Origin of the sequence: Ensifer sp. MJa1, assembly GCF_037026475.1 — a bacterium.
Classification (GTDB): domain Bacteria; phylum Pseudomonadota; class Alphaproteobacteria; order Rhizobiales; family Rhizobiaceae; genus Ensifer.
In genome coordinates, this window is record NZ_JAKUMO010000001.1 from 346004 (window position 1) to 362931 (window position 16928).

At 63.8% G+C, this 16928-nt stretch carries 16 protein-coding genes and 1 riboswitch; of the genes, 12 read left to right on the forward strand and 4 right to left on the reverse strand.

The window, feature by feature from the left end:
• Nucleotides 1–14: 14 nt before the first annotated feature.
• Nucleotides 15–215 (reverse strand): hypothetical protein, encoded by a 201-nt coding sequence (locus MKZ91_RS01800; protein ID WP_336167363.1) that lies wholly within the window; start codon nt 213–215, stop codon nt 15–17.
• Between the two features lie 156 nt (nt 216–371).
• A riboswitch (cobalamin riboswitch) is annotated at nt 372–587 on the forward strand.
• Between the two features lie 105 nt (nt 588–692).
• Here MKZ91_RS01800 and MKZ91_RS01805 point away from each other — a divergent pair.
• The 8 genes from MKZ91_RS01805 (at nt 693) to MKZ91_RS01840 (ending at nt 9958) form a co-directional block, all read left to right on the forward strand.
• The gene (locus MKZ91_RS01805) at nt 693–1106 is read left to right on the forward strand and encodes a DUF1636 domain-containing protein (protein ID WP_336167364.1); all 414 of its coding nucleotides are present in this window, start codon (nt 693–695) and stop codon (nt 1104–1106) included.
• A 22-nt stretch (nt 1107–1128) separates the two neighbouring features.
• The gene (locus MKZ91_RS01810; RefSeq protein WP_336167365.1) at nt 1129–1920 is read left to right on the forward strand and encodes an ABC transporter ATP-binding protein; all 792 of its coding nucleotides are present in this window, start codon (nt 1129–1131) and stop codon (nt 1918–1920) included.
• A 10-nt stretch (nt 1921–1930) separates the two neighbouring features.
• Nucleotides 1931–2884, forward strand: a complete 954-nt coding sequence (locus MKZ91_RS01815) for an ABC transporter substrate-binding protein (RefSeq protein WP_336167367.1) — start codon at nt 1931–1933, stop codon at nt 2882–2884.
• 87 nt (nt 2885–2971) lie between these two features.
• Nucleotides 2972–3955, forward strand: coding sequence for a FecCD family ABC transporter permease (locus MKZ91_RS01820; RefSeq protein ID WP_336167369.1), 984 nt, complete (start codon nt 2972–2974; stop codon nt 3953–3955).
• A gap of 121 nt (nt 3956–4076) precedes the next feature.
• Entirely contained in the window at nt 4077–4640 is a 564-nt protein-coding gene (locus MKZ91_RS01825) for a DUF924 family protein (protein WP_336167371.1), read from the forward strand.
• A gap of 196 nt (nt 4641–4836) precedes the next feature.
• Nucleotides 4837–7569, forward strand: a complete 2733-nt coding sequence (locus MKZ91_RS01830) for a mechanosensitive ion channel domain-containing protein (protein ID WP_336167761.1) — start codon at nt 4837–4839, stop codon at nt 7567–7569.
• Between the two features lie 272 nt (nt 7570–7841).
• Nucleotides 7842–8120: a hypothetical protein gene (locus MKZ91_RS01835; RefSeq protein WP_336167373.1), complete on the forward strand. Its 279-nt coding sequence runs from the start codon at nt 7842–7844 to the stop codon at nt 8118–8120.
• A 281-nt stretch (nt 8121–8401) separates the two neighbouring features.
• Nucleotides 8402–9958 (forward strand): caspase family protein, encoded by a 1557-nt coding sequence (locus tag MKZ91_RS01840; protein WP_336167374.1) that lies wholly within the window; start codon nt 8402–8404, stop codon nt 9956–9958.
• Between the two features lie 116 nt (nt 9959–10074).
• Here MKZ91_RS01840 and MKZ91_RS01845 read toward each other — a convergent pair whose 3' ends face one another.
• On the reverse strand, nt 10075–10827 hold the full coding sequence (locus MKZ91_RS01845) for a hypothetical protein (protein ID WP_336167377.1): 753 nt from the start codon (nt 10825–10827) through the stop codon (nt 10075–10077).
• 345 nt (nt 10828–11172) lie between these two features.
• Here MKZ91_RS01845 and MKZ91_RS01850 point away from each other — a divergent pair, with 345 nt between their 5' ends.
• Entirely contained in the window at nt 11173–11934 is a 762-nt protein-coding gene (locus tag MKZ91_RS01850; protein WP_336167379.1) for an MBL fold metallo-hydrolase, read from the forward strand.
• Nucleotides 11935–11956: 22 nt separating this feature from the next.
• On the opposite strand, the gene MKZ91_RS01855 is transcribed toward MKZ91_RS01850, so the two are convergent.
• Together MKZ91_RS01855 and MKZ91_RS01860 are read right to left on the reverse strand one after the other, a co-directional pair.
• Nucleotides 11957–13366 carry an adenylate/guanylate cyclase domain-containing protein gene (locus MKZ91_RS01855; protein ID WP_336167381.1) on the reverse strand — a complete coding sequence of 470 codons (1410 nt, stop codon included), beginning with the start codon at nt 13364–13366 and terminating at the stop codon, nt 11957–11959.
• A gap of 166 nt (nt 13367–13532) precedes the next feature.
• The gene (locus tag MKZ91_RS01860; protein WP_336167383.1) at nt 13533–13949 is read right to left on the reverse strand and encodes a nuclear transport factor 2 family protein; all 417 of its coding nucleotides are present in this window, start codon (nt 13947–13949) and stop codon (nt 13533–13535) included.
• Between the two features lie 217 nt (nt 13950–14166).
• Here MKZ91_RS01860 and MKZ91_RS01865 point away from each other — a divergent pair, with 217 nt between their 5' ends.
• The 3 genes from MKZ91_RS01865 to MKZ91_RS01875 all read left to right on the forward strand — a co-directional run bounded on the left by MKZ91_RS01865 (nt 14167) and on the right by MKZ91_RS01875 (nt 16816).
• Entirely contained in the window at nt 14167–14577 is a 411-nt protein-coding gene (locus MKZ91_RS01865; RefSeq protein WP_336167384.1) for a GFA family protein, read from the forward strand.
• Between the two features lie 143 nt (nt 14578–14720).
• The gene (locus MKZ91_RS01870) at nt 14721–15794 is read left to right on the forward strand and encodes a cyclic nucleotide-gated ion channel (protein WP_336167385.1); all 1074 of its coding nucleotides are present in this window, start codon (nt 14721–14723) and stop codon (nt 15792–15794) included.
• 176 nt (nt 15795–15970) lie between these two features.
• Complete coding sequence (locus MKZ91_RS01875) at nt 15971–16816, forward strand: response regulator (RefSeq protein WP_336167386.1); 846 nt, start codon at nt 15971–15973, stop codon at nt 16814–16816.
• Nucleotides 16817–16928: the final 112 nt, after the last annotated feature.

Consider the following 16928-nt stretch of genomic DNA (forward strand, 5'->3'; position numbering starts at 1 on the left):
CGTCGGCATTTCAACTATGGTGTTGTAGCTGTCGCGTTGTCTGGCGGCGTCCCGCGCATGAAACCTTTGCCGGCTATGCTTGCCGTCGAGGTCTCCTTCGACATGCGCAACGCTGCTTCACGCAGATGCCGTTGCGTGGCAGGCTGGGCGGCGACATCGAGGATCTTGCCGCCGGGCTTCAGCGAAGCCAAGGATACGCCGGTCGCCGCCGTCACGCGAGGCTCTCGCCCGGAGCGGGCGGCCGAATGCCTGACGATCATTTCCTTGTTGATTTGTGTAATGTTATTTTATAACAGTCACGCATGACGAAACGCCGCATGTTGATAGAGCCCGAAGCAGACGCCCGCGCGGTTGTCACTTCAGCCGATTCATGCGAGGAAGGCGTTGATGGTGCTGCGTCCGCGACAATGCGGAGGCGGCTGAAAAGGGAACACGGAACGGACGACCCTGACGGGACCGAAACCGTGGCTGCCCCCGCAACTGTGAGCGGAAAGCGCATTCACACCATGTCACTGGCATCAAGCCGGGAAGACGTGGATGCGCCGCGACCCGCGAGCCAGGAGACCTGCCATCGAACCGATCAACCACAACGGACGGGGTGTTCCGATGGAAAAGAACTGGCTTTCGCACGACGGCTTTCCGTCCTTCTGCCGCTTCGCCATCTCCTGCCGTCACTCCGGCGGAGAGAGAAGATGGCCGAGCCGACTTCAAGACAGCACAAGATAACGGTCTGCACCGATTGCCGCCTTACCGGTGGCCCTTGCGCGCCCGGTGCCGAGCTCATTCAGCGCCTCAACCGCAGCATCGCCACGCTCGGGACACCGCTCGACCGTGACTTCTCGATCGCCGGCACCGTCTGCATGGCCGCCTGCACCCGACCCTGCACCATCGCCTTCCAGGCAACCGGCAAGGCGACCTATCTCTTCGGCGACATTTCGCCGGAGGAAGACATCGACGATCTCGTCAGCTTCGCCACCACCTATGCCGAGCGCGGTGATGGCATGACGCGTGCCGTCGAGCGCCCGCGCGGGCTGAAGGGCAAGACGCTCGCCCGCATCCCGGCGGCCATGCTCGTCTCCGAAGACATCGCCGGACGGTTCCAGTGAGACCGCGGGGAGGGACAGGATCATGAGCTGCACGTCGACAGGAGCCACGCTCAGGGTGGAGGGCCTGCGTTGGGGACCGCGTCCGGGCCTGACGCTGGTCGAGGATGTCGATTTTTCGATCGCGGCGGGAAGCCGGCTTGCGATCCTCGGGCCGAACGGTGCCGGCAAGACCTCTCTTTTGCGCTGCCTTTATCGCGCCGTGCAGCCGGATGCCGGCCGCATTGCCGTCGATGGCGTCGACCTCTGGTCGATTTCGGCACGCGAGGCGGCAAAGACAATCGCCGTCGTGCTGCAGGAAATGCCCGGCGATTTTCCCTTCAGCGTGCGCGATGTGGTGATGATGGGGCGGATCCCGAGACGCGAGGGCCTGAGCGGCTGGTCGGAGCTTGATCGCGAGCGCGTGGCTCACGCGCTGTCGCATCTCAATCTCGCCCATCTCGCCGGCCGGCAATTTGCCACGCTTTCGGGCGGCGAGAAGCAGCGGGTGCTGATCGCCCGGGCGCTTGCCCAGGAGCCGCGCATCATCATCCTCGACGAGCCGACCAATCATCTCGACATCCGCCACCAGCTCGAAATCCTCGAACTGCTGCAGACGTTGAAGCTGACGATCGTCTCGACGCTGCACGACATCAACCTTGCCGCCGAGTTCGCCACCGACGTCGCGATCGTGACGGCCGGGCGGCTGACGGCCTTTGGGACACCGGAGCAGGTCCTGAGCCCCAGGGCGCTCTCCGTAGCCTTCGGCGTCACCGCCACCGTCCACAGCACGGCCGCTGCCGGCAGCGCCCGTTTCTCCTTCTCACTTCCCCGATAGGATTTATTTCATGAAGATCAATATTGCCTCATCCACCGTCCTGTTCCTTCTCGCCGCGGCAACGCCGGCGCTCGCCCATCCGGTCACCATCAAGAGCTGCAACCGCGAGGTGACCTTCGATGCGGCGCCCAAGCGTGCGATCGCCAACGACGTCAACCTGGTGGAGATGATGCTGGCCTTGAGGCTGCAGGACCGCATGGTCGGCTATACCGGCGTCTCCGGCTGGAAGACACTGGATGAAAGGCTGCGCGAGGGCGTGAAGGAACTGCCGGAGCTTTCGGAGAAGTATCCGACCAAGGAAGTGCTCTTGAACGCCGACGCCGATTTCTTCTTTGCCGGCTGGAACTACGGCATGAAGGTCGGCGGCGAGGTGACGCCCGAGACGCTCGCCCCCTTCAAGATCGGTGTCTACGAACTTACCGAATCCTGCATCCACGTGATGGCCAAGGAAAAGCCAACGATGGACGACATGTTCGTCGATCTTCTCAATCTTGGCCGCATCTTCGGCGTCGAGGATCGGGCGCAAGCGCTGGTTGCGGGCTATCGCAGCCAGTTGGCCGACATCGTCAAGGCATCGGCCGGCGGCGACAAGCCGACGCGTGTGTTCGTCTATGATTCCGGCGAGGAGAAGCCGTTCACCTCGGGTCGCTTCGGCATTCCGACGGCGATGATCGAGGCTGCCGGCGGCGCCAACATCATGGAGGACGTCGAAAAGAGCTGGGTGGAGGTTTCCTGGGAGCCGGTGATCGAGCGCAATCCCGAGGTGGTCGTCATCGTCAATTACGGGGAGGTGAAGGCCGAAGACAAGATCGCCTTCATGAAGAACAATCCCGCCTTCGCCAATGTCGACGCCGTCAAGAACGACCGCTTCGTGGTGCTCGAATATGTGGAAGCGACACCCGGGCCGCGCAACATCGACGCCATTGCGCGTCTCGCCAAGGCATTTCACGGGCAGGGCCTGTAATCGATGCTGGCTGAGGATACGTCGCCTCGTCCCCTGGCGGCTTCGCGCCTAGTGTCGGCCCGGGGGCTCCGGGCCGGGATCGGTCTCGTGGCCGCGCTGCTCCTGCTTGCCGTGACCGTGACGGCCGGCGTGTCGCTCGGCTCGGCGCCGATCCCGGTTTCAACCGTCTGGTCGATCATCGCCAGCAAGATCTCGCCCGAAAGCGTCGAGGTCTTCTGGTCGGCCGGGCGCGAGAGCATCGTCTGGGACGTGCGCCTGCCGCGCGTGATCCTTGCCGGCCTCGTCGGCGCCGGGCTGGCGTTGACCGGTGCCGTGCTACAATCGGTGACCCGCAATCCGCTCGCCGATCCGCACCTGCTTGGCGTCTCCTCCGGCGGCGCGCTCGGCGCGATCATTGCATTGCTCCACACCGGGCTCATCCTCGGCCTTGCCACGGTGCCGCTCTTTGCCTTTGCCGGGGCGCTCGCCGCAACCATGCTTGTCGCCTACGTGGCGCGTGTGCTCGGCTCCAGCGCCGACCGCCTCGTGCTCGCCGGCGTCGCCGTCGCCTTCGTCTTAACATCCATCGGCAACCTCATGATTTTCCTTGGCGATCCAAGGGCGACCCATACGGTCATCTTCTGGATGCTCGGCGGCCTTGGGCTGGCGCAATGGTCGCAGCTTGTCTATCCCGGCCTGGTGCTCGTCGGCTCGCTTGCCTGGCTCTTGATCCGGGCGCGCGAAATCAATGCGCTGGCCATGGGCGACGAAACCGCCATGACGCTCGGCATTCCGGTGCGCCGCTTCCGCCTGACGCTCTTCGTGGTCACGGCGCTGCTCACGGGGGTGATGGTGGCCTTTTCCGGCGCGATCGGCTTCGTCGGGCTGATGGTGCCGCATTTCGTGCGGCTTTTTGCCGGCAGCGACAATGTCCGGGTCATTCCGCTTTCGGCCTTCTTCGGCGCGCTCGTGCTCATCCTTGCCGATCTCGTCGCCCGCGTGATCATGGCGCCGGAGGACATGCCGATCGGGGTCGTCACCGGCCTTGTGGGCGGCATCGCCTTCGTTGCCATTCTGAAGCGACGCGCGTAAAGCGTGCGCGAACATGGCATCCATACATGGATATAGGGCATGGACATGGGCCGATCCGGGCCTATGTCTAAGCCGGATACCGGGGCAAACACCGCGCGGGATTGAGCCGCACGAGGGGCATATGGCGAACGAAGCTGACATCTGCACGCCGCAAGACGTTCTGAACTTCTGGTTCGGCGAGCTCACCTATGACGACTGGTTCGGGGCGAGCAAGCATGAGCTCGACCAGACCTGCCTTCGCCGCTTCCAGGCGTCGCACATGGCGCTTGCCCGCGGGGTGGGCGAGATCTGGCGGGCGAGCCCGGAAAACCGGCTGGCGGCAATCGTTCTGCTCGACCAGATGCCGCGCAACATGTATCGCGGCACGCCGCTCGCCTTTGCCACCGATTGCCTGGCGCTCAACGAGGCGAAGCTTGCGATCGGTACCGGCGCCGACATGGCGATCAAGCCGGAGTGGCGCGCCTTCGTCTATCTGCCATTCGAGCATTCGGAAAACCTCACCGACCAGACCCTGTCGGTGAAGCTTTTTACCGAGCTCGGCGATGCCGAATACCTGGACTATGCCATCCGGCATCGCGAGGTGATCGAGCGGTTCGGTCGCTTCCCGCACCGCAATGCCTTCCTGGCACGGCACTCGACGGAGGCGGAATTGGCCTATCTGGCGACCCCTGGCGCCGGTTTTTGACGCAAAAGCCGGCCTCGACCGGCATTTATCGGCGTTCTTTGCATCTTTCCGCCGTCTTTCGTATTCACATCGGATTGGCGGCCGAAGCGATTCCGGATCGCGGCCTCAACCTGCAAGGATCTTGAAATTGCGTTCTGTCGGAAAACTGCCTGCCATTCTCCTCTGCCTGCTGGCGCTTTGTGCCTCAGGCCCGGTCATGGCCCAGCAGCCGGCGCCGGCGACCCAGCCGGCCGAGGCGACGGCACAGTCCGAACAGAAAGCGACGCAACCGGCCGGTGACAAGCCGGCGACGCCTGCGCAGCAGCCGGCCGCCACGGCCACCCAGCCGGCACAGAACACGCAGCAACCGGCGCAGAACGGGCAGCAGCCTGCGCAGAATGGCCAGCAGCCGGTACAGAATGGCCAGCAGCCGGCAACCAACGCCGGGCAGCCGGCGCCGGATGCAGTGCCGGATGATGCGACGCCGCCGGCCCAGACCCAGGCGGCCGACCAGCTTGCCAAGGCCGGCGATGAGCTGAAGGGCCTGACCGACCGCGTCGAGAAGGCCAAGGACGACGACATCGCCCTTGCCGAGATCAAGGTGCAGGTCGACGCGCTCGCCAAGCAGATCATCGGCGTTTCGGTCTCGACCCGGCCGCGCCTCGACGAGATCAAGGCGCGCCTCACCGAACTCGGCGACCCGCCGGGCGAGGGGCAGCCGCCCGAGGCCGACATCGTGACGGCCGAGCGCAAGCGGCTGGTGGCCGAGCGCAGCGCGATCAACGCCTTGACCGGCGAGGCGGAAGGCCTGTCTATCCAGGCAACCAAGCTCTCCAACGCCATCACCGCCACCCGCCGCGCGCTGTTTTCCAACACGCTCCTGAAGAACACCGAAGTTTCAGGCGCCATGTTCAACGATGCCGTGTCGGCAACGGCCGACGAGACCCGCGTCCTCACGCGCAGCGTCACAAGCTGGCTGAGCTTTGCCTGGAACTACAAGCGCGTGCACCTGTTGACGGCGCTGTTCCTGTCGCTTCTGGCAGCCCTCGTCTTTCTCGCCGGCAGCCGCAGGCTCTTCCGCCCGCTGATCGAGCACGACATCACCGATGAGGAACCGAGCTACTTCCGGCGCCTCTCGGTCGCCTTCTGGTCGACCATGATCCCGACGCTGGCCTCGGCTGCCTTTGCCGTCTCCAGCTTCTTCTTCCTGCACTCGTTCAACGTGCTGCGCTCCGATATCGCGCCGATCGTCGCCATCACCCTCGGTGTCTCTGTCGTGGTCTTCTTCATCACAAGGCTTGCCCAGGCGGTGCTGTCGCCGCGCGATGCCCGCTGGCGGCTCGTCAGGGTCTCCGACCGCGGCGCCCGGATGCTGATGATCGCGATCTTCGCCATGGCGCTGGTCAACGGCCTCGATTATCTGTTCGGCGGTGTCAGCGAAGCGCTCGGCTCGCCGGTGGTGCTGACGGTGGTCAAGAGCTTCGTCGCCTCCATCGTCATCGGCCTCATCATCATCGCCTCGGCGTGGATCCGGCCGACGCTGCGCAAGGATGATGACTTCGACGCGCATGGCCGGTCCTGGCCGCGGGTGGTTTCGATCGGGCTTGTGCTCATCGGCCTCTCGCTGATCATCGCTGCGGCGTCCGGATATGTCGGGCTCGCCCGCTTCATCGCCACGCAGATCATCATCACCGGTGCGGTCCTCGTCACGATGTATATCGGCATCCTCACCGGCCGGGCCGTGGCGAAGCAGGGTGCGTTTGGCGAGACGGCGGCCGGTCGCTATCTCGAGCGGCGCTACAATCTGGAGCAGGTGGCGCTCGACCAGATCGGCCTTGCCGCGGGCTTGAGCATCTATGCGCTCGTCGTGCTGTTCTTCATTCCGCTGATCCTTCTGCAGTGGGGCTTCCAGATCGCCGACATCGAGTCCTGGGCCTATCGGGCGGTGACCGAGATCAAGATCGGCTCGATCACCATCTCGCTGGTCGGCATCCTCGCGGGCATCCTGTTCTTCGCGCTCGGCTATGTCGTCACCCGCTTCGTGCAGCGCTGGATTGACGGCAACATCATGGCGCGCAGCCGTGTGGACGCCGGCGTGCGCAACTCCATCCGTACCGGCATCGGCTATACTGGCGTCGGGCTTGCCGGCCTCATCGGGCTTTCGGCGGCGGGCATCGATCTCTCCAACCTTGCGCTCGTTGCCGGTGCTCTCTCGCTCGGCGTCGGCTTCGGCCTGCAGAACATCGTCTCGAACTTCGTTTCGGGCCTGATCCTGCTTGTCGAGCGGCCGTTCAAGGTGGGTGACTGGATTGTCAGCGGCACGACCGAAGGCTTCGTCAAGCGCATCTCGGTTCGCGCGACCGAGATCGAGACCTTCCAGCACCAGTCGATCATGATGCCGAACTCGCTGCTCATCAACGCGTCGGTCGGCAACTGGACGCACCGCAACAAGCTCGGCCGCTCCGAGATCGCCGTCACCGTCACCTATGCCAGCGACCCGCGCCGGATCATGGACCTGCTTTCCGAAATCGCCGCCGCGCATCCGATGGTCTTGAAGAACCCTTCGCCGACCGTCGGCTTCACCGCCTTTGGCGACGAGCGCATGACCTTCGAGCTCAGGATCTACGTTGCCGACGTGCTTACCGGCGGCGGCGTGCGCAACGACCTGCGCGTGTCGATCTACGAACGCTTCCGTGACGAGGGCATCGGCGCGCCGTTCCCGGTCAAGATCGAGGACGTTCCGGTCGAGGACCAGACGGGCATCGAGAGCCACCACCCGGAACTGGTCGGCGAGCCGAAGGGGGCCACCACCGCCGAGGCTCGGGCGTCGACCAAGGCGACCACGTCCGACAGGAAAACCGCCTCCGCCGCCCCGCTCGACGAGGAGCGCGCGGTGGAGGAAGCGGGCAATCGCCGGGCCGCCAGCCGGCGTTCGAATCCAAACCGCTGATAAACGGCCCGTTCAGCCGCTATTCAGCCGCCCTGCCATAAAAAGCATGCAATTCTTCTGGTGAGCGCATACAGCGCCGCGCGTCTGAACAGACGCGTTAAAGGTCGCTGTAGCACTTTGATTTGCTGCATAATCCTAATTCTTAAATCGATTCCGATTTAAGAGATTATGCAGTAGGCTGGCACCGGCTGAAGAGGTGGCCGGCGCAGCGTCGCGAAACCGACGGGGCGGCCGGCTCGGCAAGAGGGCGGCGCGTCTGGCGCCGATGGGCAATGAAGAAATTTGTGATTGCTTTGCTTTCTGGCGTGCTGGTGTCGGGCGTGATGGCGGCCGAGGCAGCGTCTGCCGCGACCGTCACGAACAAGGACGGCGAGACCGCCGTGCTGATCGTCGTCGAAGGCGAGAGCCGCGTGGAAGTGGCGATTGCATCCGGAGCCACCGAAATGATCTGCCCGAGCGGCTGCTTCGTCACTGCGCCGAGCGGTGACCGCATCGGCCTGCAGGGCGACGAGAACGTCGAGATCGTCAACGGCAACGTGGTGGTGAAGTAACCCTCCGTCTCCCGGTGCAACGCGTCATGGCGTTGCCGGGCAAGATATCCCTAGGTCCGCCCAATGTTCCGCTCGCCAAGCCGGCGAGCGGCTGAGCCTTGGCGCCCTGAGACGCTAATCCCATTGGTTGATCGAATGAACCGCGCACCTTGCGCGTCATGGCAATGAAGCGCGGGTGAGGCAGAGGATCGAGCTGCCGCTGCGTTGACACGACCGACCGCGGGTAGCACGCTCCGTCATGGGGGCCGTCGCGATCATCTGCGGATTGCCGGAGGGGAGCCATGCCATTCCTTCGCATCGCCTTGTCTGTTCTGTTGGTGCTTTGCGCATCTCAGGCACTCGCCGAAAGGCGCGTGGCTCTGGTCATCGGCAATTCCGCCTACCAGCACGTGGCGCCCTTGCCCAATCCCGGCAACGACGCCGCCGACATGGCGGCAAAGCTTGAAGGGCTTGGTTTCGAGGTGGTGAGCGGCCGCGATCTCGACCTTGACGGGGTGCGCCGCGCGGTGCGCGATTTCGTCGGCCGGCTCGATGGCGCCGACCTGGCGCTGTTTTACTATGCCGGCCACGGCCTGCAGGTGGATGGTGAAAACTACCTCGCGCCCGTCGACGCCAAGCTCGCCTCGCATCTCGATCTGGAATTCGAGGCGGTGCCGATGAACCTCGTCCTTTCGGCGATGGAGCGCAGCACCCGGGTGAACGTGGTGCTGCTTGATGCCTGCCGCGACAATCCGCTCGCCGTCAATCTCGCCCGCTCCATGGGCACGCGCTCCGCCTCCGTTGGTCGCGGTCTTGCCAAGGTCGACACCGGCATCGGCACGCTGATCGCCTTTGCCACCCAGCCCGGCAATGTCGCGCTCGATGGATCGGGGCGAAATTCGCCCTTCACGTCGGCGCTGATCAAGCATCTCGGCCAGCCGGGGCGGGACATCACCCGCGAGCTGATCGACGTGCGCCGCGACGTGCTTGCGGCAACCGGCGGCAAGCAGGTGCCCTGGGACAATTCTTCGCTCACCGGCGAGGTGGTGCTGAAGCCAGCTACAGCTGCGCAGCCTGCACCGGCAACGGATGAGAGCGGGGCGCAGGCCGCGGAGCTTGCCTATTGGGACACGATCAAGGATGCGGCCGATCGTGGTCTGTTCGACGCCTATCTGCAGCAGTATCCGCAAGGGATTTTCGCATCACTGGCGAAGGCCAAGATCGAGATCATCGAACGCGCTTCGGTGGCGAAAGCCGATCCTGCAGTGCCGGCACCGGATGACGGTGCGGTGGCCGACCCCGGTGCTGGCACGATCCCGGACGAGGTTGCCGACCGCGCGCTTGCCCGCTCGGTGCAGGTGGAGCTCAACCGGCTCGGTTGCCGCGCCGGCAGCGAGGATGGCCTGTGGGGCACGGGCAGCCGCAAGGCGCTGGAGGCATTTGCCAAGCATGGGAAACTCCAGCTTGCGACCCTGGAACCGTCGAACGACGTGCTCGAACGGCTGAAGGCGCAAAAGGCGCGGATCTGCCCGCTCGCCTGCGCGCGCAACCAGGAGGTCAAGGACGGCGCCTGCGTCACCATCCGGCGCGAGGCCAAGCTGCCGGAGGCGAGCGCGACCCAGGGCACCACCAAGACACCGGCCAGGAGCACGGGTACGCGAACCATCACGCCGCCGGCCGATCTGCAGAAGAAGAGCTATGCCAATTGCCCCGCCAATGCGGATGTCGCGTTCCGGCAGATGTTCGCCCGCGGCTCCGGTCGCGGCCGCACGACGATCGCCGCCACCCATTCCTGCGGCCGCGCCTTTGCCTGCCACCGGGTGGCCCGCGGGCAGCCCTGGGATTGCGGCTGGCGGTGAGGAGAGACGCGGCGAGCCGGTGCATTGGCTCGCGCCGCATCAGATGTCTCCACCTCTCCTGTCGGCGGATGCGCCGATGTCCTCGCCGAGAAATCAAAGGCCTTCTGTCGCGATACTCAGTCGCGGCGGAGACCGAAGCTCGTTCCGGCGCCCCCATCTGCGCCCGCACTGTCTGCTGCTCCGCCCGTGTGTTTCCGGCTGGCGTACACGAGATAGACGGAGGCGGCGAGGAAAAGCGACAAGGGTAGACCCGGATAGAAGGTGAAGTAGCCCAGGTAGATCTTGGCCCGCCTCAGCACACTGAAGAGACCCATGCCGCCCAGGCCAAAGAAGAATGGCCACATCATGATCGCAAGCCCGAGAAGGCCATAGGCCAGCAGCACGTGCAGCAGAGCCGACCAGATGCGATAGGCCGTGGCATAGGGTTCATACAGCGGATCGTGTGGTTTGGTCGCCAGGCTTAGTGTGACAAGCGCGATCAGCGCGCTCAGGAGTGACGAGGGCAGCTGCGGCCCGGACAGGCCGTAAACGAAGGAGACACCCCAATGCGTGCCGAAGATGAGCGCAAAGGGAAGGTCGGCCAAGGCGAGCAGGACAATGTAGATGCCGAACTTGCCCGGCATGCCAATCGCCTTGCCCCTTGCGATCGAAATGCGAGCCAATGAGACGACAAAGGTCAGGTAGATGATTGGCTTCAAATAGACACCAAGCACGACGGCGAATGCGCCAGCCGCGTCCGTTTTGGCAGCGCCGGTCATCTGCACGAGGGCATAGACGAAGAACGGAAACGCCAGGGTGACGAACACGAAAAGGGCGAACCGCCAACCCCATGCCCGCGCGTAGGCTCCGCCACTGATCGACTTGTCCACGATGTCTCTCCACCCTTTGGTTGTATTGGCCGACACATTTGACGGAATACCGTTAAAGTTACGTTTTGCGCGGCAATGCAACTTGATGGGTTGTGCCTTGGCAGAGTCGCAGCGGCACAACGGTGCAGTGGGCGCTCGCGGTTAAGCCTGGTATTTCCGGCATCCATGTGCAACGCGTGGCAGGGGCACAGGCTGCAAATTCAACGGCTGCATGCCGGCGCATCGGCGTTGGCATTCTGACTGCTCTTTTGTGCGTCGGGCTCAATTTCAGGACTTGATTTCATCGCTGCGTGCGCAAGGATCACGGCGAAGGTCAAAGCCGCTCTCCGGCAAGGGAGGTCCCCCATGAAACTCCAGCTTATTCGCAACGCCACCCTGAAACTCGACTATGCCGGCCATACCGTGCTCATCGATCCCTTCCTCGGGCCGAAGGACAGCCTGCCGTCCTTTGCCGGGCGTTCACCCAACCCGACGGTCGACCTACCGGTCGCGATCGACGAGATCCTCGCCGGCGTCGAACTCGTGGTCATCTCGCACCTGCACGAGGACCATTTCGACGACACCGCCAAGGAACGGGTGCCGAAGGGGCTGCCGATCTTCTGCCAGCCGGGTGACGAAGAGGCGATCCGCGCCGCCGGTTTTCGCGACGTCACGCCGCTTTCCGACACCGCAAGCTGGCAAAACCTCAAGCTCACCCGGCGCGATGGCAGCCATGGGCTCGGGCCCGTGGTCCAGGACATGGGGCCGGTCATCGGCTTTACGCTCGAAGCCAGGGGCGAGCCGACGGTCTACTGGGCCGGCGACACGGTCTATTATCCGGCTATCGAAAAAACCATCCGCGAGACGAGGCCGGATGTCATCGTCACCCATTCCTGCGGCGCGAAGTGGAGCGGCGACCTGATCGTGATGGATGCGGCACAGACGATCGCGGTCTGCGAAACGGCCAAAAACAGCATCGTGGTTGCCACCCATATGGAAGCGCTCGACCATGCCACGGTCAGCCGGAGCGAGCTCAGAGCTGCCGCCGATGCGCATGGCATCCCCGTGACGAAGCTGGTGATCCCCGACGACGGCGAGGTGCTGACGCTGATCCCGCCGGTGGTCTGAAGCAATTAACCAGCCGGAGCGCTTACGGGATCGAGAAGATGCTGATCTCGTTGGTGATGCCTTTGAGCGCCACATTGTACGACTGCGGGTTAAGCCCGCGGTCGGAAAGAAGGCTCGAGGCGCGCGGATCCTCGAGCACGGCACTGGTGGCGAAGATTTCCCGCGAGGTGGCAAGGTGCTGCACACGCGAGGCGATGTTGACGGTCTGGCCGAAATAGTCCTGGCGCTCATTGAGGTTGACGGCAATGCACGGGCCTTCGTGGATGCCGATCTTCAACAACAGGTCCTCGGCGCCGCGCTGTTCGTTGAGTTCCCGCATCGCGTCGCGCATGCGCATGGCGGCGGCGACCGCCCGGTCCGGCGTCGGGAAGGTGGCCATGACCGCATCGCCGATCGTCTTCACCACCGCGCCGGCTTCCGCCGCAACGATCTCGTTGACGACGGTGAAGTGGGTGCGCACCAGGTCGAAGGCGGCAAGGTCGCCGACCCGCTCGTAAAGCTCGGTCGAGCCGCGCAGGTCGGTGAACAGGAAGGTGAGGCTGGTGATCTTCAGTCGCTGGTCGACGTCGATCGTGTCGGTGCGGTAGATGTCGCGGAAGGTCTGGTTGGAGAGCAGCCGCTTGGCTGTCAGAAACGGGCGCCTTTGGCCGAGTATGTCGTGCAGCGTGTCGTTGGCAATGCAGACGGAGGGCAGGGTGCGCACATCCGTGTGGTTTTCCACCTGGATGCGCAAGGGCCCCGGCTGCATGGTCAGCGCCTCGTCGTGGCGGTGGCCGCGATCGAACACCAGCGATAGCGTGCGCCGCTCCTTGGTCGGTTCGCCCTTGACGTCGATGAATTGCGCCGCATGGGTCACCGGCTCGAAGACGATGATGAACTCCGGCGGCAGTTGCAGCGAGATGACCGCCTTTTCGCCGGGCGGCAGCTCCAGCGCCTCCAGCACGAAATCGTCGATCCGCTCCTCGTAGTCCTCCTCCGGCAGTTCGATGCCCGAACCCCAGTAGATCTGCCGGAAATACTCGAACGGCGGCAGCTCATGCGGGTTGTGGGCTTCGATATGCCGGACGCGCGGGCTCACGGTGAAGGTCACCTCCACCATCTCGTCCAGCGTCGGCTCGTAGCCGGCAGCACAGAGCGAGCAGGTATAGGTGTCGCTCTGCACCGTCTTCAGCGAAGTATTGCTGTCGAGCACGCCGCCGCAACCGGGACAAAGCACATTCCACGAAAGCTCGAAGAGGCCGAGGCGGGAGGCGTGCAGGAACGCGGCAATGACCTTCTCCTCGTCGAGCCGGTGCTCGGCGGCAAAGGCGAGTGCATTGATACGGCAGAGCTTGCGATCCGGCGCGTCCCGGACAAATCGCTCCATTACGCCGGCGATTTCAGGCTGCACGGTTTGGCGCAGCATATCGAACAGAGGCTGGGCTTCACTCATGGCGGCATCTTATACTGAAAATCAGTTGCAGGGCAGCCGGTTTGTCGCGTGGTTCGAATGCCGGAATTCGGCGCTGGCTGTTGCGGCATTGAAGCGGTTGCAGTGACCTCAGTTCGCAGTGCCATCAGTACTGCCCGATGCTTCGCCGCTTCGGCTCAAGCTCGCCTCAGGCTGCATTGCGGTCGCGACCGAAGGGATCACCAAGGACGGATTCCGTGTGCAGGGAGGCGAGCCATCCGCCGTCCTTGCGCACCCAGGTGGTCGCGTCGGCAGCCTTCAACGTCAAAGGCTTTCCGTCGACATCCATCTCTTCGGTCACCGTGTAGGCGATCACCGCCACGTCCTCATGCGGAAAGATCACGCTTACATCGTCGAGGCGGAACGATTTGAGCCTCCAGGCGCTCTCGGCCTGCTCGGCCATCCGGCGATAATCATCGCGGGTGAGAACGGCGGCCCCTTGCGCGCCCACGACGATCGAACGATTGGGCAGCATCGCCACCGACGCCTCGGTGTCCTTCTCCAGGATGGTCCGCCAGAATTCCTGCTCGAGATCGATGATCTCCTGTTCGTCGGCATGTGCCATGGCTGATATCCTCCGTTTGCAACACAGGCAGAAGACGTGGACGAGCGAAAGGTTCCACTGATTGGTCCTTGGGGATCGCGCGTCGCGACGCCCGACCTGGTAGGATGGCCGGCCGGATAACATGCAAGGTGAGTTGTGGTGCGCGCCAGCGGAACCCGGTGCCCACGTCCATCGTTCTCTGGTTTCGGCACCAACAGTTTCGGGTCAGGACAAAACCATGACCGTTCTTTCGGGAAAATGCCTTTGCGGGCAGGTGCGGCTTTCGGTGCGCGGCGCGCCGCTGCGGGTCGGGATCTGCCACTGCACCGACTGCCGGCAGGAAAGTGGCTCCGCGTTTACCTTCTATGGCATCTGGCCGGCGGATCAGTTTGAGTATTCCGGCGAGACCGCGCAGTTCCAGGGGCGGTGCTTCTGCCCGCATTGCGGCTCGCGGGTCTTCTCGGCCGATGAAGAAGAGGCGGAAATCAAGCTCGGCATCCTGCCCGATGCGCCGACCGCGTTCAAACCGGGCTACGAGCTCTGGGTCAAGCGCCGCGAGCCATGGCTTCGACCGGTCGAAGGGGCCGAACAATACCAGGAGGATCGCGTACGCCCAGCCGATGGCGGGCCGGTCGGAACGCGCTACTGAGACCCGCGCCGCAATCACCGTGTTCCGCCGCAAATAGGCGTCGATTCCTTCATGACGTTGTGCTTAAGATCAAAGCATTACAGCGCATTCGGCGTGTCGGGCCGGGACATCGCCGTGACGCGCGCAGGTCGCTGGGGGAGTGAATGTCGGCACGGCCTTTCCTGAAAATCACCGCGCCGCTGAACGGGCTTCTGGCAGCGGTGGGGCTCGTTACGGTCGCGGCGCTGACGGCGCGGGAGATCGGGTCGACCACCAGGCTGTCGCTGGAGCTTGTGCTTGCGGCGATCTGGGCCGTCTATGTGCTGCAACTCGTCGATACGCTGATCCGGCGGCGGGCGACGGATGATCGCGGGCTCACGCCCGAACTTGTCATCGATCTGATGGCCGTGGTGGTACCGCTCATCGGCTTTCTGCTTGCGGGCTCGCCTGACCAGGGCCTTTACTGCGGCATCTGGCTGCTGAAACCGCTGCGTCATTTCACCTTCTTTCGCATGCTTGGCCGGGTGGTGGCGCGGGCAGCGCCCAATCTCGTCGGCGTCACCTCGGTCTTCGGCATCGTGCTCTTCGGCGCCTCGCTTATCGCCTATCTGATCGAACGTGATGTCCAGCCGGACAAGTTTGGCAGCATCCCCCTGGCGATGTGGTGGGCAGTGACCACACTTTCGACCACCGGTTATGGCGACGAGATCCCGATGACCTTTGCCGGCCGGGTGCTGGCGGGCCTGGTGATGATGAGCGGCATCGGTATCTTTGCGCTCTGGGCCGGCATCCTAGCCACCGGTTTCTTCGAGGAAGTGCGCCGCCAGGATTTCGTGCGCAACTGGCAACTGGTGGCCGCCGTGCCCCTGTTCCAGAAGCTCGGTTCGGCCGCCTTCGTCGAGATCGTCCGGGCGCTCCGGCCCCGCGTGGTGCCGGCCGGCGCCATCATCTGCCGCAAGGGCGAGGCGGGCGACCAGATGTTCTTCATCGTCGAGGGCCGCGTCAGCATCCAGACACCGTCGCCGATACCGGTGGAACTCGGCCCCGGCAGCTTTTTCGGCGAAATGGCGCTGATGACGGGCGAGCCGCGCTCGGCGACCGTCAGCGCGGTCACCGAGGTGTCGCTGCTGTCGCTCTATTCGGAGGATTTCCAGATGCTGTCGAGCAGCAATCCGGAGATCGCCGACGTCATCCGCAGGACGGCCGAGGAGCGACGCGGCGGCGCCGGGCAGGGGTAAGGCACGGCAGAAACGGGGTGTCCGGGAATGGCGCAACGCCACGTCATTTCGTCGTCTGCTTATTAACACCAGCGAAAGTCTTTCTCCTCTAGCATGGTGCCTGCAAGTTACAGCGACTTCGCGGGCATGACGATCGGACGGCGCTGTAGGGGGACACTCTTTCACATAGGCCATCCATGTCATTTTTCGGCGTTTCCGGAATGTATTATTCCGGCGAATCCCTTGCCGAGCACCGCATCGTGCTTGCCGAGGACTCCAACCTCTTCTCGTCGATGGTTTCGAAGCGGCTGAAAGAGCTGTTCGACATCGATGTCATCGTCTGCCGTGACTATGACGACCTGCAGTTTGCGGTCGAAAACGCCACGTTTCCGGCATCGCTTGCCATCTCCAACATCAACCTGCCGGGCGCCGAGAATGGCGAGGCGCTCAACTACCTGATCGACATGAGCGTGCCGACGGTGGTCTTTACCGGCTCGTTCCAGGAATCGACGCGCGAAAAGATCCTTGCCAAGGAGATCGTCGACTACGTCATCAAGGACAGCGTCTTTGCCGTCGACATGCTGGCGGAATCGGTCTGCCGCTTCCTCACCAACCACAAGCACCATGTGCTGATCGTCGATGACAGCCCGACGGCACGCGCGCTTTTGACCACGCAGCTCAAGCGCTACAATTTCCGCACCAGCTCGGCCGAAAACGGTGCCGCCGCACTCGATCTCCTCAAGAACAATCCGGATATCGGTCTCGTCATCACCGACTACAACATGCCCGATATCGACGGTTTCGAGCTGACGCGGCGCATCCGCGGCTCCTACGGACCGCACCAGCTGCGCATCATCGGCGTGTCGTCCTCGACCAACCGGCTGCTGTCGGCACGCTTCCTCAAGGCCGGCGGCAACGACTTCGTCGTGCGCCCCTTCGTCAACGAGGAGTTCTACTGCCGCGTCAACCAGAACCTCGACACGCTGACGAAGATCCGCACGCTCAGTGAAAAGGTTGGGGTTCCGGCGAAGGCTTCGGCCTGATGCGAGAGTAAACCCCTAAAATTTTGTAGTGAAGGCGGGAAATCCCGCGCACAGGTTGCTGCATTAACGAAATTGCAATCCGATCGGTCTTCAATCCGCCGCAACAGGAGCG

Excerpts from the sequence above, each read along its gene's own strand:
- MKZ91_RS01805 (WP_336167364.1), top strand. The coding sequence starts at position 693 with ATGGCCGAGCCGACTTCAAGACAGCACAAGATAACGGTCTGCACCGAT.
- MKZ91_RS01810 (WP_336167365.1), top strand. The coding sequence starts at position 1,129 with ATGAGCTGCACGTCGACAGGAGCCACGCTCAGGGTGGAGGGCCTGCGT.
- MKZ91_RS01815 (WP_336167367.1), top strand. The coding sequence starts at position 1,931 with ATGAAGATCAATATTGCCTCATCCACCGTCCTGTTCCTTCTCGCCGCG.
- MKZ91_RS01825 (WP_336167371.1), top strand. The coding sequence starts at position 4,077 with ATGGCGAACGAAGCTGACATCTGCACGCCGCAAGACGTTCTGAACTTC.
- MKZ91_RS01830 (WP_336167761.1), top strand. The coding sequence starts at position 4,837 with ATGGCCCAGCAGCCGGCGCCGGCGACCCAGCCGGCCGAGGCGACGGCA.
- MKZ91_RS01835 (WP_336167373.1), top strand. The coding sequence starts at position 7,842 with ATGAAGAAATTTGTGATTGCTTTGCTTTCTGGCGTGCTGGTGTCGGGC.
- MKZ91_RS01840 (WP_336167374.1), top strand. The coding sequence starts at position 8,402 with ATGCCATTCCTTCGCATCGCCTTGTCTGTTCTGTTGGTGCTTTGCGCA.
- MKZ91_RS01850 (WP_336167379.1), top strand. The coding sequence starts at position 11,173 with ATGAAACTCCAGCTTATTCGCAACGCCACCCTGAAACTCGACTATGCC.
- MKZ91_RS01855 (WP_336167381.1), bottom strand. The coding sequence starts at position 13,366 with ATGAGTGAAGCCCAGCCTCTGTTCGATATGCTGCGCCAAACCGTGCAG.
- MKZ91_RS01860 (WP_336167383.1), bottom strand. The coding sequence starts at position 13,949 with ATGGCACATGCCGACGAACAGGAGATCATCGATCTCGAGCAGGAATTC.
- MKZ91_RS01865 (WP_336167384.1), top strand. The coding sequence starts at position 14,167 with ATGACCGTTCTTTCGGGAAAATGCCTTTGCGGGCAGGTGCGGCTTTCG.
- MKZ91_RS01870 (WP_336167385.1), top strand. The coding sequence starts at position 14,721 with ATGTCGGCACGGCCTTTCCTGAAAATCACCGCGCCGCTGAACGGGCTT.
- MKZ91_RS01875 (WP_336167386.1), top strand. The coding sequence starts at position 15,971 with ATGTCATTTTTCGGCGTTTCCGGAATGTATTATTCCGGCGAATCCCTT.